This is a genomic window from Mesoterricola sediminis (genome assembly GCF_030295425.1).
In the GTDB taxonomy this organism is placed as follows: Bacteria; Acidobacteriota; Holophagae; order Holophagales; family Holophagaceae; genus Mesoterricola; species Mesoterricola sediminis.
The window spans coordinates 4,185,237-4,200,586 of record NZ_AP027081.1; the positions used below are offsets into that span (position 1 = coordinate 4,185,237).

Annotated in this window: 11 protein-coding genes; 2 read left to right on the top strand and 9 right to left on the bottom strand. The window is 73.2% G+C overall.

The genetic code is table 11. The features are described from left to right. Positions 1–10: 10 nt before the first annotated feature. A complete protein-coding gene (locus R2J75_RS18185; RefSeq protein ID WP_316410752.1) occupies positions 11–1,030 on the top strand; it encodes a hypothetical protein in 1,020 nt (339 codons plus the stop codon). Here R2J75_RS18185 and R2J75_RS18190 read toward each other — a convergent pair. Further along, positions 1,020–1,859, bottom strand: coding sequence for a maleylpyruvate isomerase N-terminal domain-containing protein (locus R2J75_RS18190; protein WP_243332726.1), 840 nt, complete (start codon positions 1,857–1,859; stop codon positions 1,020–1,022). The genes R2J75_RS18185 and R2J75_RS18190 overlap by 11 nt on opposite strands. A gap of 242 nt (positions 1,860–2,101) precedes the next feature. Between R2J75_RS18190 and R2J75_RS18195 the strand changes: the two genes are divergently transcribed. Next, entirely contained in the window at positions 2,102–4,321 is a 2,220-nt protein-coding gene (locus R2J75_RS18195; RefSeq protein WP_243332723.1) for a nitric-oxide reductase large subunit, read from the top strand. Positions 4,322–4,323: 2 nt separating this feature from the next. Here the strand turns inward: R2J75_RS18195 and R2J75_RS18200 are convergent, their stop codons facing one another. The 8 genes from R2J75_RS18200 to R2J75_RS18235 all read right to left on the bottom strand — a co-directional run bounded on the left by R2J75_RS18200 (position 4,324) and on the right by R2J75_RS18235 (position 15,295). Continuing rightward, positions 4,324–5,610, bottom strand: coding sequence for a sensor histidine kinase (locus R2J75_RS18200; protein WP_243332721.1), 1,287 nt, complete (start codon positions 5,608–5,610; stop codon positions 4,324–4,326). Beyond that, positions 5,607–6,968: a sigma-54-dependent transcriptional regulator gene (locus tag R2J75_RS18205; RefSeq protein ID WP_243347458.1), complete on the bottom strand. Its 1,362-nt coding sequence runs from the start codon at positions 6,966–6,968 to the stop codon at positions 5,607–5,609. Before R2J75_RS18205 ends, R2J75_RS18200 begins: the two co-directional genes overlap by 4 nt. Positions 6,969–6,995: 27 nt before the next feature. Beyond that, positions 6,996–9,401 carry an ABC transporter permease gene (locus R2J75_RS18210; protein ID WP_243347460.1) on the bottom strand — a complete coding sequence of 802 codons (2,406 nt, stop codon included), beginning with the start codon at positions 9,399–9,401 and terminating at the stop codon, positions 6,996–6,998. Between the two features lie 23 nt (positions 9,402–9,424). After that, positions 9,425–10,120, bottom strand: a complete 696-nt coding sequence (locus tag R2J75_RS18215; RefSeq protein ID WP_243332714.1) for an ABC transporter ATP-binding protein — start codon at positions 10,118–10,120, stop codon at positions 9,425–9,427. Positions 10,121–10,139: 19 nt separating this feature from the next. Continuing rightward, positions 10,140–11,384: an efflux RND transporter periplasmic adaptor subunit gene (locus R2J75_RS18220; RefSeq protein ID WP_243332713.1), complete on the bottom strand. Its 1,245-nt coding sequence runs from the start codon at positions 11,382–11,384 to the stop codon at positions 10,140–10,142. A 147-nt stretch (positions 11,385–11,531) separates the two neighbouring features. After that, positions 11,532–12,341 (bottom strand): pyrroline-5-carboxylate reductase, encoded by an 810-nt coding sequence (proC, locus tag R2J75_RS18225; protein ID WP_243332711.1) that lies wholly within the window; start codon positions 12,339–12,341, stop codon positions 11,532–11,534. 17 nt (positions 12,342–12,358) lie between these two features. After that, on the bottom strand, positions 12,359–14,314 hold the full coding sequence (aspS, locus tag R2J75_RS18230; protein WP_243332709.1) for an aspartate--tRNA ligase: 1,956 nt from the start codon (positions 14,312–14,314) through the stop codon (positions 12,359–12,361). A gap of 48 nt (positions 14,315–14,362) precedes the next feature. Further along, the gene (locus tag R2J75_RS18235) at positions 14,363–15,295 is read right to left on the bottom strand and encodes an MBL fold metallo-hydrolase (RefSeq protein WP_243332708.1); all 933 of its coding nucleotides are present in this window, start codon (positions 15,293–15,295) and stop codon (positions 14,363–14,365) included. Positions 15,296–15,350 lie beyond the last annotated feature (55 nt).

The following is a 15,350-nucleotide window of genomic DNA, read 5'->3' on the forward strand; positions in this document are numbered from 1 at the left end:
CGGATCGTCCATGCGCCTCCGAAGCCTGCTCGGCGCGGCGCTCCTCGGCCTCGCGCCGGGGATCGCCCGGCCCACCCTCCAAGCACCCCCCCGCCTGTCCCAGACGGGGCTCTACGCGGCGCCGGGCCTCGTGGCTGCCCGGAACCTCGCCTACGCGCCCCAGTACCCCCTGTGGACCGACGGCGCGGCCAAGGCGCGGTGGCTCCACCTGCCCGCCGGCACCGCCATCGACGGGCGGGACGAGGCGGCCTGGGTCTTCCCCGTGGGCACGAAGGCCTGGAAGGAATTCGCCTTCCAGGGCCGGAAGGTGGAGACGCGCCTCCTCTGGAAGACCGGGCCCCGGACCTGGGTGCTCGCCACCTACGCCTGGAACGCCGAACAGACCGACGCCTTCCTCGTGCCCGAGGAAGGCCGGCCCGGCGCCGTCGACCTCGGGGCGGGCGCGCGGCATGACCTCCCGTCCCGGGCCGACTGCCGGACCTGCCACGGCCAGGGGCAGGTCGACCTGCTGGGCCTCACGGCCCTCCAGCTGTCCCCCGACCGGGACCCCGGCGCCCTCCACGGCGAGCCGGTCCCACCCGGCGGCGTGACCTTGCGGGAGCTGGTGGCGCGCCGCCTGCTCGTTGGCGCCCGGCCGGACCTGCTCACCCGACCGCCACGCATTCTGGCGGACAACCCCACCACCCGCGCCATCCTGGGATACCTGGCCGGCAACTGTGCCGCCTGCCATCGCCCGGAGCGGCCCCTGACGGGCCTGGACCTGGACCTCCGGCCCTCCGGCGGGGAGGCCGAGGTTCCGGCCCTGCGCACCACCGTGGGCCGCCCCAGCCTGTACCAGACGCCCGGCGCTCCGAGGGCCCCGCGCATCCAGCCCGGCGATCCCGGACGCAGCACGCTGCTCCACCGCATGGCCTCCCGCAGGCCCGCCTCCCAGATGCCGCCCCTGGGCACGGCCCTGCCGGACACGGAGGCCCTGGCCCGGCTGCGCGCGTGGATCGCAGCACTGCCCCCGGCCGCCGTCAGCCCATGATGGCGAGGGCCGACAGGAAGGGCGCCCCCAGCGCGGCGTCGCCGTCGATGCGCACGCGCCGGCGGGCCTCCTCCCCCTTCAGGCCCTTGGAGAAGAGGCGCCAGGCGGCATCATCCGTCAGCTCGATGCGCGCCCGCACCTGGCCGGCGGGTTCCGTATCCAGCCGCCAGCCGTCCTCGGCGCGGACCAGGTGCCAGGTGCCCCCTGCCGGCCCGGTGATCGCCACCGCCAGGGCGGTGCCCTCCGGCGCCGTCACCGGGCCGTACGTGCGCGGCAGCGCCCGGATGAACAGCTCGAGGACGGGGTGGAGCCAGGCCCGGCCGGCCAGGACCGGCGCGCCCACCGCCTCCCGGATCTGCTGCTGATGGAGCCAGTACTCGGTGTAGTTCCGCCCCATGTCGAACCAGGCGGCGGAGGCCGTCTCCCCGGCCCAGGCCACGGGGAAGAGGGCCGGGCCCTCGGGGTCCTGGGCCTGGAGGTGGTCGGCCAGCTGGGGCCCCACGGCGGCCAGCAGGTCCAGGATGACCCGCGGGCTGAGCCGGCGGGCGACGTCCACCCAGGCGGCGTTGAGGCCGTCCAGGAAGGCCACCAGGTCTCCGTAGCCCGCGATGGGCCGGTCCGGCGGCGGCAGCGGCTCGGCGTCCCGGCCATGGGACAGGAGGCGGAGCTGGGTGTCCAGCATGTGGGCGGCGAGGTCCTTGACCGTCCAGGGGCCGCAGACCGTGGGCCGCCGCCAGGCCTCGGCGGGGAGGGCCCCCAGGACGTCCATCAGCTGGTCGTGGAGCGGCCGGAAGAGGTGGGCGGTCAGCGTGGGCGGGAGGGAGGCCATGGGACACCGGGGGATCCTTCCTTGTAGCACGGCGTCCGCCCGGAACCGGCCCGCTTTTTTCCCCTCCCAGCCTCGCCCCACGGGAACAAGTCCATGTTTATTAATAATTAAATACTTGCCAAACCCAGTCAAGAACCTATGCTTGCATCAATTTCCGGGTGTCCGCCCCGCGTCCCGCCCTGGGCCCATCCAGCCCAGGAAGGTCGCCTTGGGTTCGGTGTGCCCGCTGGGAGGGAGGTCCCGTGCGCCGGCTTTGGATCCTGCTGTTCACCGTGATGGGGCTGTCCTTCGCCGTGCTGGGCTGGCTCGGCCTGCGCATCCGGCAGGGGGCCCCGCCCGTGCCGGCGCGGGTGGTGACGGCGACCGGGGAGCGGGTCTTCGAGGACGGGGACATCGCCGCCGGCCAGAACGTTTGGCAGTCCATGGGCGGCATGGAGCTGGGCTCCATCTGGGGCCACGGCAGCTACGTCGCGCCGGATTGGACCGCGGACTGGCTCCACCGGGAGGCCACCACCCTGCTGGACGCCTGGGCCCTGGCGGAGCGCGGCGCCCCCCTGGCGGCCCTCGATCCCGCCACCCGCGCGGGGTACCAGGAGCGCCTGCGGCTCCACATGCGGCAGAACCGCTACCAGCCCGCCACCGGCACCCTCGTGGTGGACGCCGAGCGGGCCCGGGCCATCCAGGCCACGGCCGCGCACCTGGACGACGTCTTTTCCCGGGGCCGCGACGCCTATGCCATTCCCGCCGGGGCCCAGCCCGACCCCGTCCTGCGCCGGCAGCTGGCCGCCTTCGTGTTCTGGACGGCCTGGGCCGCCACCACGGAGCGCCCCGGGGAGCGCATCACCTACACGAACAACTGGCCCTATGAGCCGCTCGTGGGCAACACCCTCACGGGGGACGCCTGGATCTGGACGGGCGTGAGCATCCTGCTCCTCCTCGCGGGCATCGGCGCCATGGCCTGGTGGCACGCGGCCCGCCACGCCCACGGGGAGGAGGCCCCCGTGGCCGCCCCGGCCACCGATCCCCTCCTGCGCGCCGTCCCCACGCCCAGCCAGCGCGCCACGGTGAAGTACTTCTGGGCCGTCACCGCCCTCATCCTCGTCCAGGTGCTCATGGGGGTCGTCACGGCCCACTATGGGGTGGAGGGCAACGGCTTCTACGGCGTGCCCCTCGCCCGGTGGCTGCCCTACGTCCTCACCCGCACCTGGCACACCCAGCTGGGGGTCCTCTGGATCGCCACCGCGTGGCTGGCGGCGGGCCTGTACATCGGCCCCGCCGTGGGCGGCCGGGAGCCCGCGGGCCAGGCCCTGGGCGTGAACCTGCTCTTCGGGGCCGTGCTGGTCCTGGTGGCGGGCTCCATGGCCGGCCAGTGGCTGAGCGTCATGCACCGCCTGGGCACGGGCACCGCCTGGTTCTACCTGGGCCACAGCGGGTACGAGTACATCGACACGGGCCGCCTCTGGCAGGTGGTGCTCCTGGTGGGGCTCTTCCTCTGGCTCTTCCTCGTGGCGCGCGCCGTGCGCCCCGCCTTCGCCACCGCCGACGCGGCCACCCGCCCCCTGCTGGGCATGTTCCTCCTCGCCTCCCTCGCCATCGCCGGGTTCTACGGGGCCGCCCTGGGCTACGGCCGCCACACGAACCTGGCGGTGGCCGAGTACTGGCGCTGGTGGGTGGTCCACCTGTGGGTGGAGGGCTTCTTCGAGGTCTTCGCGACGGTGGTCATCGCCTTCCTCTTCACCCGGCTCGGCCTCCTGCGCACGGAATCCGCGAGCCGCGCGGTCCTCCTCTCCTCGGCCATCTTCCTGTCGGGGGGCATCATCGGCACCGCCCACCACCTGTACTTCAGCGGCACCCCCGCCGCCGTCATGGCCCTGGGCGCCACCTTCAGCGCCCTGGAGGTGGTCCCCCTCATGTTCGTGGGCTTCGAGGCCTGGGAGAACCTGCGCCTGGGCCGGGCCGCGGCCTGGGTCGCCCAGTACCGGTGGCCCATCTACTGCTTCGTGGCCGTGGCCTTCTGGAACATGGTCGGGGCCGGCCTCTTCGGCTTCATGATCAATCCCCCGGTGGCGCTCTACTACATGCAGGGCCTGAACACGACCCCCGTGCACGGCCACGCGGCCCTCTTCGGGGTCTACGGCATGCTGGGCATCGGGCTGATGCTCTTCTGCCTCCGGGCCCTGCGCCCCGGCCAGCCCTGGCGGGAGGGGCCCCTGCGCTTCGCGTTCTGGGCCATCAACGGCGGCCTCATGGCCATGATCGTCCTCAGCATCCTGCCCCTGGGCCTCCTCCAGACCCGGGCCGCCGTGGAGCACGGGTACTGGTTCGCCCGCAGCGCCGCCTTCCTGCAGTCGGACGGCATGAACCTCATCCGCTGGCTCCGGGTGCCGGGGGACACCCTCTTCGCGGCCGGCGCCTTCGTCCTCGTGTACTTCATCGCGGCCCTCCCCCGGGCCCGGGCCTGAGGTCAGCCGAGGGGCAGCCTCAGGGATGCGCAGGCCCCGCCGCCCTCGCGGTTGGCGAGGCCGAGGCTGCCGCCGTGGGCCTCGGCGATCTGGCGGCTGAGGACGAGGCCGATGCCGCTGCCCCCGGCCTTGGTGCTGAAGAAGGGCACGAAGAGGTTCCCGCCCGTGGGCAGCCCCGGGCCCCGGTCCTCCACGCGGAGCTCCACGGCGGGCCCCTGCACGGTCCAACCCAGGTCCACGGGCGCCCCGGCGTCCACGGCGTTGCGCACGAGGTTGATGAGGGCCTGGGCCAGCTGGTCCCCGTCGGCCTGCAGGGTCACGGGGGGCCCCGGGTGGACGCGGACCTCGCAGCGCTGCTCGAGGCCCGCCACGCGCCGCACCAGGACCTCCAGGTCCACGGGCGCCCGGCAGGGTTCCGGCAGGCGGGCCAGGCGCGTGTAGCCCTCCATGAAGCGGCCCAGGCCCTGGGCCCGGCTCGCGATGATGCCCAGGCCCTGGCGCGTGTCGTCCATCCAGTCCTCGCCCTGGCGCTCCAGGATGCGGAGGAGGCTCTCGGAGAGGGACTGGATGGGGGCCAGGGAGTTGTTGATCTCGTGCCCCAGCACCCGGATGACCTGGTGCCAGACCTTGCGCTCCTCCTGCCGCAGGGGGCGGGTCAGGTCGGAGACCACCAGGAGGCGGTGGACCCGCCCCCCCTGCCGGAAGGTGCCCCGGCGGAGGTCGAAGCGCCCCGCCCGGGCGGGGAAGGCCATGTCCGCCAGCTGCGCGCCCTCCCCGTCCAGGGCCGCGGCCAGGCCCAGTTCCGCCGCGGGACGCCCCAGGAGGCGCTCCTGGGGGCTGCCCAGGAGGGCCTCCCCGGCCCGGTTCACCAGGCGCAGGAGATCCTCCCCGTCGAAGGCGAACACGGCCACGTCGATCTCGGCCATGACGGCGCGGAGCAGGGCCGTCGCTTCCATGGCCTTCATGCGCTGCTGCTGGAGGAGCTCGCTCAGGACGTTGAGCTCGTGGTACACCTCGCCGAGGGCGTCGGCGTCGGCGGGCTCCCGGGCCCGGAAGGAGTAGTCCCCTTCGCGGATGGCCGTGAGGATGTTGGCCAGCGTCTGCAGGGGCCGCTGCACCCGGCGCCGGAGGGCCCGCAGGGACACCGCCGCCGCCGCCGCGCAGGCGGCGAAGAGCAGGAGCTTCCAGGGCAGGGGCCAGGGCGCCCGCGCCAGGAGGATCCCGGCCAGGACCAGGGCCGGCAGGGCCCCCAGGAGGGCGCCGAGCTGGACCCGCCGGTCGTGGGTCATGCCCGGATGCCCAGCTTGGCCAGGCGCCGGTACATCGCGCTGCGGGAGAGGCCGAGGGCCTCCGCCGCCGCGGCGGCGCCGCCGTGCCGCGCCAGGGCCTTGCGGATGAGGAGGGCCTCCATGTCCTCCATGCTGAGGTCCTCCAGGGCCGGGCTCCGGCCGTTCCCCGGGGCGAGCATGAGGTCCGCCGCGGTGATCCAGGGGCCCGAAGCCATGAGCAGGGCCCGCTCCACGGCGTGGGTCAGCTCCCGCACGTTGCCGGGCCAGGAATGGGCCAGCAGGGCCTTCTCCGCCCCCGCGTCGAAGCCCGCCACGGCCTTGCGGTAGCGCCCCGCGCGGGCCTCCAGGAACCGCGCCGCCAGGGGCAGGATGTCCTCCGGGCGCTCCCGGAGCGGGGGCACGTGGATCTCGATGGTGTTGAGGCGGTACCGCAGGTCCTGGCGGAAGCGGCCCGCCTCCACTTCCGCCTCGAGGTCGGCGTTGGTGGCGCTGAGGACGCGCACGTCGGCGCGGAGGGTGCGGCTGGAGCCCACCCGCTCGAACTCGCCCGTCTCCAGCACCCGCAGGAGCCGGGCCTGGAGCGTGAGCGGGGCGTTGGCGATCTCGTCCAGGAAGAGGGTGCCCCCGTCCGCGAGCTCGAAACGCCCTGCCCGCGCCGCCTTGGCGTCGGTGAAGGCCCCCTTCGCGTGCCCGAAGAGCTCGCTCTCCAGCACCCCTTCCGCGAGCCCGCCCGCGTTGAGGGTGAGCAGGGGCCGGTCCGCCCTGGAGCTGGCGGCGTGGAGGGCCTGGGCCAGGAGGCTCTTGCCGGTCCCGTTCTCGCCGGTGATGAGCACGGAGGCGTCGGAGGGGCCGATGCGCGCCACCAGGTCCAGGACCCGGCGCATGGCGGGGGAGGCCGCCACGAGGGTGGGGGCGCCTTCCCGGAGCAGCTGGTTCTCCGCCTCCAGCTGGCGGGTGCGGCGGAGGGCCCCGGCCAGCTCCAGGTGCGTGCGCAGCGTCGCCAGGAGGCGGGCGTTCTCCCAGGGCTTCTGGATGAAGTCCTTCGCGCCCCGGCGCATGGCCTCCACCGCCAGGTCGATGCTCCCCCAGGCGGTCATGACGACGACGGGGAGCTCGGGCTCGCGGGCCTGGACCCGCGCGAGCAGGTCCAGGCCCTCCTGGCCGGAGGTGGTGTCCCGGGTGTAGTTCATGTCCAGGAGCAGGAGGTCCGGCCGCGGCCCCTCCAGGGCGGCCAGCACGGCCTCGGGGGAGGCGGCGGTCTCCACCTTGTAGCCCTCGGACTTGAGGAGGAGGCGCAGGCTCTCGCGCACACCGGTCTGGTCGTCGGAGATCAGGATGCGGGCGGCGGAGGTGGGCATGGAACCCTTCAGGAGGACCTCCCTATCCTACTCGTCCCGGAGGGCGACCAAGGGGTCCACCCGGGCGGCTTTCAGGGCGGGCAAGAGGCAGGCCGCAGCACAAACGAGGGCGAGGCCGGCGGTGACCAGGCCGAAGGTGGACAGGTCCCAGGGGCGGACGCCGACGATCAGCGATTCCAGGAACCGGCCCAGGACCAGGGAGAGGGCCACGCCTGCGGCGATCCCGCCCAGGGCCATGCGGAGCCCCTGGCCCAGGACCAGGCCGAGCACGCTCCCCACCTGGGCGCCCAGGGCCATCCGCACCCCGATCTCCCGGGTGCGCAGGGCCGTCAGGAAGTTGATCACCGCGTAGATCCCCACCCCCGCCAGGAGCAGGGCGAGCCCTGCGAAGGCGCCCAGGAGCAGGCTCCGGGACCTGGCCGCGTCGCGGTCCGAGGCGACGGCCTCCTCCATGGTCAGGATCGCGCCCACGGGCAGGTCGGGATCCAGCTCCCGCACCGCGTTCCGGAGGACGCCGGCCATGGCGGAGGGGGCGGTGGTGGTGCGCACCAGCAGGGCGAAGCGGGCCATGTTCGCGCCGGGCCCCTGGGCGTAGGCCGCCGGGAAGTAGACCTCGGGCCGGGGCGCCAGGGCCAGTCCGTCGTGGCGCACCGTCCCCACGACGCCCACGATGGGCAGGAAGGGGCCCGAATCGCCGGCGACGGAGACGGCGCCCTGGAGGACGTCGCCCCCGGGGAAGTCCCGGCGGGCCAAGGCCTGGCTGACGACGCAGGCGTTGGTCTCGAAGGGGGCCAGGTCCCGTCCCTGCAGGACCGGGATGCCCATGGCCGCGAAGTAGCCGGAGCTGACCTGGTGATGGATGGCCTCGAGGGCGTCGTCGGTGCGGCCCTTCAGGCTGTAGCTGCTGGTGCGGGTGGAGCCCAGGAACGGGGTCGTGTCGTTCGCCGAGGCCGCGACCACGCCCGGCGACTGCCGGATCCGCTGCAGGAGGCCGTCGAGGAGGGCCATCCGGCGGGCGGCCTCGCCGTACTTGTAGGCGGGCAGGGTGAAGCGCGCCGCCAGGAGGTGGTCCGCCTTGAAGCCGGGGTCCACGGTGCTCAGGTGCTGGAAGCTGCGGAGCATGAGGCCGGCCCCCACGAGGAGCGCCGTGGCCAGGGCCGTCTCCGAGGCCACCAGGAGGCCCCGGAGGCGGGGATGGGTGCTGCCGCCCCCGCCCTTCCCTTCCTTGAGGAAGTCCGCGAGGCGCATGTTCCGCAGGTTGAACGCGGGCATGAGGCCGAAGAGCAGGGCCGCCGCCAGCGAGAGCCCCAGCGTGAAGGCCACGGGCCCCGCCCCGAGGGACGGCTGGCGCAGGCCGGGCACCAGGGAGCCCAGGAGCCCCACCAGCCCCGCCAGGGTCCAACGGGCCAGCAGCAACCCGGCGGCGCCCCCCAGGAGGCCGATGACGAGGCTCTCCGCGAAGGCGCTGCGGACGAGTTCCATCGGACCCGCGCCCAGCGCGGCCCGGATGGCCATCTCCCGCTGCCGGCCCGCGCTCCGGGCCAGCATGAGGTTCATGATGTTGGCGCAGGCGATGAGCAGGACGCAGCCCACCGCGCCCATGAGCACCAGGAGGGTGCCCCGGCTGCCCAGGACGACCCGGTCCTTGAGGGGGACGACGTTGGCCGTGAAATGGAGGTTGGTGTCGGGGTAGGCCGTCTCCAGGCGCGCGGCCGCGGCCCGCAGGTCCTGGGCGCACGAGGCCACCGTGGCGCCGGGCTTCAGGCGCCCCACGGCCCCCATGAAGTGGTTGCCGCGCTGGCCGAGCTGTTCCTTCGTCAGGCTCAGCGGGACGAGGATCCGCGCGCTGCCGATGCGGTGCGGAAACCGGAAGCCCGGCGGCAGGATGCCCACCACCTGGGTGTCCAGGCCGTCCAGGCGGATGGAGCGTCCCACCAGGGCCGGATCGCCGCCGAAGGTGCGCATCCAGAATTCATGGGTGAGGAGGGCGACGCGGGGGGCCGCTTCCCGGTCCTCCTCGGGCAGGAAGTCCCGGCCCAGCACCGGCTGGACGCGGAGGAGCCCGAGGAAGTTCCAGGAGACCTGCCCCGCGGGGACCAGCGCCGGCTCCCCGCCCCCGGTGTAGGTGAGGACGGTGTTGTCGACGCCCGCCATGCCTTCGAGCTGGGTCCCCATGCGCTGCCAGTCCTGGAAGTCGGGAGCGGAGAGGGGGTTGATGGCGCGGCCCCGGGCGGGGTTGGCGCCCTCGATGGAGACGAGGCGGTCCGCCGCCGGGAAGGGCAGCGGCTGGAGCAGGACCCGGTCCACGAGGCTGAAGATCGCGGTGTTGGCCCCGATGCCGAGGGCGAGGATCAGGACGGCGGTGATGGCGAAGCCGGGGCTCCTGCGGAGGGACCGCAGCGCCCAGCGCAGGTGGTGGAGGGTTCCGTGCATGGGGTTCTCCTCGGGCGCCGGGGTCAGGCCTGGCAGGGGGCGTCTTCGACGATGCGGCCGTCGAAGAGGTGGACCGTGCGCTCCGCGTGCTGGGCGAAGCGGGTGTCGTGGGTCACCATGCAGAGGGTGGATCCGCGCCGGTGGAGGTCCTTCAGGAGGTTCATGACGGCCTCGCCGTTGGTGGAGTCCAGGTTCCCGGTGGGCTCGTCGGCGAGGAGGATGGAGGGACGGCCCGCCAGGGCCCGGGCCACGGCCACCCGCTGCTGCTGGCCGCCGGAGAGCTGGTTGGGCACGTGCTTGGCGCGGTGGGACATGCCCACCTCCTCCAGGGCCTCCAGCACGCGGGGCCGCCGTTCGCCGGCGGACAGGCCGCGGTAGATCAGGGGCAGCTCCACGTTCTCGTAGACGTTGAGATCCCCGATGAGATTGAAGCTCTGGAAGATGAAGCCGATCTCGTGGTTGCGGATGCGGGCCCGCCGGGAGAGGCTGAGGCCGGCCACCGCCTTGCCGTTGAGGGTGTAGGCCCCGGCGGTGGGCGTGTCCAGCAGTCCCAGGATGGACAGCAGGGTGGACTTGCCGCACCCCGAGGGGCCGGAGATGGAGATGAACTCCCCCTGTCTGATGTCCAGGTGGATGTCGGACAGGGCGTGGGTCTCCACCTCGTCGGTGGTGAACACTTTCTTGATGCCTTCCAGCGAGATCAGGGATCGGGCGGCCATGGCGGTCTCCTCGGGTCGGTTACTTGATGCGGATGCGGTCGGATGCGTCCCAGGCGCTGGTGTCCGACAGGATCACCTGGTCGCCGGGCTTCAGGCCGTCCAGGACTTCGATGGTGGAGACGGAGCCGCGCCCCAGGCGCACCGTCACCCGCGTGGCCTCCGCGCCGCCGGGGGCCAGGCGGTAGAGGCTCACGGTGCCGTAGGGCTGGGCCTGCACGGGCCGCCCCACGAAGACCCCGTCCGCCGCCCGGTCCAGCTCGACGATGCCCTCCACGCTCAGGTCGGGCCGGGCCCCCTTGGGCAGGGGCCCCTCCAGGCTCGCGTCCACGGTGACGGTGCCGTTCACCACGGCGGGGTCGATGCGGATGACGCGGCCCTGCACGACGCCGTTGCGGGTGTCCACGGCCACCGGCTGGCCCACGACGATGTCCTTGGCCTGGGTCTCGCTGATCCGGAGTTCGGCCTTGAGGCGGGTGGGCTCGGCCACCCGGGCCAGGGAGGCCCCGGGGGCCAGGCGCTGGCCCACCTGGGCCTGCAGCGCCTGCAGCACCCCGGTGAGACCCGCCCGCACCTTCAGGGCGGCCACCTGGCTCTGTTTGAGGAGCCAGAGGGCCTTGGCCTGCTCGACCTTCGCCTGGCTCGCGGCCAACTGGGCCCCCAGGGAGGCCTCGCCCAGCTTGAGGCGGTCCTGTTCGATCTGGTACCGGGTGGAGAGTTCCTCCGCCCGGCCCCGGGCCTGGAGCACCACGTGCCGGGCCACGTAGCCGTCCCGGGCCAGGATCTCCTTGGCCTCCAGATCCATGCGCGCGTCGAGGTTGCCGGCCTTCACCGTGGCCAGGGCCGCGCGCTTGTCCAGCAGGGCCTCCTGGACCCGGGCCTTGGCGCTGGTGTACTCCCCTTCCGCCGCCCGGTACTGCCACTGGGCGTCCAGCGCCGCCTGCTGCAGCTCGGGGTTGGAGAGCTCGAGGATCACCGTGTCGGCCTTCACGGGGGTGCCCGGCCACACGTGGATCTTCTCCACCCGGCTGTCGAAGCTGGTGGCGATCCAGCGCACCTCCACGGGCTGGAGGGTGCCCGTGCCCCGCACCTGGAACACCATCGGCCCCCGCTTCACCGTGTCCACGAGGATGGACGGGCGCTCCACGACGGGCACGGCGGGCTTGAGCCGGGCCAGGCCCACGGTGAGCAGGACGACGCCCAGGCCGGCGCCGCCCAGGGCGAGGGCCTTCTTGCGGTTGGGCTGGGGGGTCCGGGCGAAATCCATGGGCACTCCGGGGCTGCCCCTGGATAGCGAACCCCGTGCCGGATCCTTCAAACGCTCAGGATGGGAAGGTTAGGCCAACGCCCATCCTCCGGGCCGGGCGCCGCGCCGTCCCACTTCCGGGACGGCGCGTCCCAGAGGAGAGGCAGGCTACTTGCCGAGTCCCCCGGCCACCTGGGCGGCACGCTCGATGCCCCGGGCCAGGACGGAGCGGATGCGGCCGTCCTCCAGGGCCAGGAGCCCGGCGATGGTGCATCCGGCGGGGGTGGTGACCTCGTCCTTGAGGGCCGCCGGGTGGCGCCCCGTCTGGAGGACCATGGCGGCGGAGCCCAGGGTCATCCGGGCCGCCAGCTCCACGGCCACGGCCCGCGGCAGGCCGCACTGCACGCCCCCCTCGGCCAGGGCCTCCAGGATGACGAAGATGAAGGCGGGCCCGCTGGCGCTGAGGCCGGTGACCGCGTCGAAGTGGGGCTCCTCCAGCTCGATGACGGCCCCCAGGGGCTCGAAGAACGTGCGCGCGACGGCCAGGTGGGCCTCCGTGGCCTCCCGGCCCGGCGCCAGGACCGTGGTGCCCATGCGGATCGAGCAGGGGGTGTTCGGCATGGCCCGCACCACCGGGGTGGTGGGCTTCACCCGCCCTTCCAGGTAGGCCAGGTCCACGCCGGCGGCGATGGAGACGACGAGGGGGTCGTGGTCCAGGGCGCCGGCGGTCCGCAGGCCGTCCAGGACGGCCCCCAGGTCCTTGGGCTTCACGCAGAGGAGCACGGCCTCGGCCTGCCGGGCCGCGTCCGCGGGGGAAGCCGCCCAGGCCACGCCCAGGGCCTCGGCCCGGGCGCGCACGCCCTTGCCCTTGTCGCAGACGATGACCTCCGCCGGCGGTCGTCCGGCGGCCTCCACCAGGCCGCCGCAGATGGCCTGCCCCATGGTGCCGAACCCGACGATCGCCAGCTTGTAGGTCATGCGTGCTCCGGAGGCCCCTACAGGGGCAGGCGCGTGGTCTCCACCTTCACCACCTCGCCGTCCAGCACGACCGTGCTCGTGGACGTGGGCGCGTTGGCGGTCGTGAGCGTGCGCAGGGCGCCCAGGGGGGCCTGGACCTCCGCGGGGACGCTCTCGAAGAACATGACCCCGGCCCGCCACTGCTGGGCCTGCTCGATCTGCACCCGCAGCTCCCGCAGCTGGCGGGGATCCACCGGCGAGGGGGCGCTGGTCATCAGGCAGCGGGCCTGGGCGGTCTTGGGGAAGGCGATGACCTCCCGGATGTTGGTGGCGCCCACCAGGAGCATGACGAGCCGGTCCAGGCCCAGGGCGATGCCGCCGTGGGGCGGGGCCCCGTAGGAGAGGGCGTTGAGGAGGAAGCCGAACTGCTCCTGGATCACGTCCTCCTGGAAGCCGATCGCCTTGAAGAGGCGGTTCTGCACGTCGGCGTCGTGGATGCGGATGGAGCCGCCGCCCAGCTCGAAGCCGTTGAGGATGACGTCGTAGGCCATGGCCCGGCAGCTGCCGGGATCGGTCTCCAGGCGGTCCAGGTCGTCGGGGTGGGGGCTCGTGAAGGGGTGGTGGCAGGCCACGAAGCGCCCGTTCTCCTCGCTCCACTCGAGCAGGGGGAAATCGACCACCCACAGGAACGCGAACGTGGACTCGTCGATGAGGCCCAGGGACCGGGCCAGGCGCAGGCGGATCTCGCCGAGCACCTTGGAGGTCTGGTCGTCGGCGCCCACCGCGAAGACCGCGAGGCCCTCGCCGTCCACGCCCAGGGCCGCCTTCAGCCTGGCCTCGAGGCCGGCGTCGATGAACTTCTTGAAGCTGGAGGAGAGGCCGTCCTTCCCCCACTTCACGTAGGGAAGGCCGCCGGCCCCCAGGTGCTTGGCGACATCCTGCAGCTCATCCAGCTGCTTGCGGCTCATCGCGCCCGCCTGCTCTCCCTGGAAGAAGAGGCCCCGGACGCGGCGCTGGCCGCCGGACTCGGAGGCCGCGCGGAAGAGGTTGAAGGCGCTCTCGGCGAAGACGCCGGTGACGTCCTGGATCTTCACGGCGCACCGGGTGTCGGGCTTGTCCGAGCCGTACCACTCCATGGCGTCCCGGTAGGGCAGGCGCGGGAACGGCGCCTGGACCTTCCGGCCCACGAGGGCGGCGAGCTCCACCAGCAGGGGCTCCATCATGTCCTGCACATCCTGGGCGCGGACGAAACTCATCTCCACGTCCACCTGGGTGAACTCCGGCTGGCGGTCGGCGCGCAGGTCCTCGTCCCGGAAGCACCGGGAGATCTGCACGTAGCGCTCGAAGCCGGCCACCTGGAGCAGCTGCTTGTAGAGCTGGGGGGACTGGGGGAGGGCGTAGAACTCGCCGTGGTGCACGCGGGAGGGGACGAGGTAGTCCCGGGCGCCCTCGGGGGTGGACTTGCCCAGGATGGGGGTCTCCACCTCCACGAAGTCGTGCTTCAGGAAGTAGCTGCGGACGATCTGGGCGACCTGGCTCCGCAGGAGCATGTTGCGCTGGAGGCTCTCGCGGCGGAGGTCGAGGAAGCGCCACTTGAGGCGGAGGTCCTCGTTGGCCTCGGCGGAGTCGTCCACGGGGATGGGCGGGGTCTGGGCGGTGTTGAGGATGCGCAGGTCGGTGAGGCGGACCTCGATGTCGCCCGTGGGCAGGTTGGGGTTCTTCTGCTCCCGCTCGGCCACGACGCCCTCGGCCCCCAGGACGAACTCGCCGCGCACCGCCTTGAGGCGGGCCAGGAGCTCGGGGGAGACTTCCGTCTCGTTGGCCACCAGCTGCACGACGCCCCAGCGGTCCCGCAGATCCAGGAAGACCAGGGAACCGAGGTTCCGGATGCGCTTGCACCAGCCCAGGAGTCGCACGCGCTTGCCGGCGTCCCCGATGCGGAGGTCGCCGTTGCGGTGAGTACGTTGGAAGTCGCCAAAGGGATCGAGTTTCATAGCCTTCTAGGATCGCACCCGGACGCCTCCGGCTCAAGGATCCCGGCGTCAGGACCGGGGCGTTCTGCCGGGACCCTGCCCGCTGGCGACGGCGAACAGGTTCTCCCAGGAGACGAAGCCCGGGCTGGGCCGGTAGTCGGACCAGGCCCCCGTGTCGAAGGCCGCCGCCAGGGCCGCGGGGGCCTTGCCGGGGTTCGCCTTCACATGGGCCTGGACGGCCTTCAGGAAATCCCGGTAGCGCAGCAGCTCCTTCCTGCCGGCCACAGGCCCGTGGCCGGGGATGATGCGGGCGCCCTCCGGGACCCAGCCCGCCACGGCCTCCACCTGGGACACCAGGCCCTCGAAGCTGCCGCCGCTGTCCGTGTCGATGTAGGGGAGGAGCCCATGGAAGAAGAGATCCCCCATGTGGAGCACCCGCTCCGCGGGGTAGCCGAAGAGCACGTCGCCGTCGGTGTGGCCCGGCCCCAGGTGGAGCAGGTGGAACTCGGCCCCGCCCAGGTGGATGTCGAGCCGGGCCCGGATCCGCGGATCCTCCTCGCCGAAGGCCAGCTCCGGCAGGCCGCCTCGCTTGGCCGGTTCCAGGGGGGCCTGGGCCAGCACCATCCGGCGCCGGACGTTGGCGTGGGCGACGATGGCCATCACCTGCTTCTCCAGCACGAGGTTGGCGCCCACGTGGTCGGGGTGGGCGTGGGTGTTCACCAGGTAGCGGATGGGCTTGTCCGTCACGGAGCGGATGGCCTTGAGCAGGCCCGGCGCCAGGTGCTCGAACTGGTCGTCCACCAGGACCGCGTAGGCGTCCGTCACGAAGAGCCCCACGTTGCCGCCCTGCCCGAAGAGGACGTAGGCGTGGTCCGAGAGCTTCTCCACCCGGTGGATCGCTTTCTCCTCCTGGGCGGTCGGCGCCGGCCGGTGCCGGGGGTGGGCCTGGAGGGGAAGAACCGCCAGGAGGGTGGCCAGGGGCCAAAGGGAGCGGACGCGCATGGGAGCCTCCGGGGTCCCATTATAGGGACGCCCCGCCGGAAGGGGCGGGGCGCCG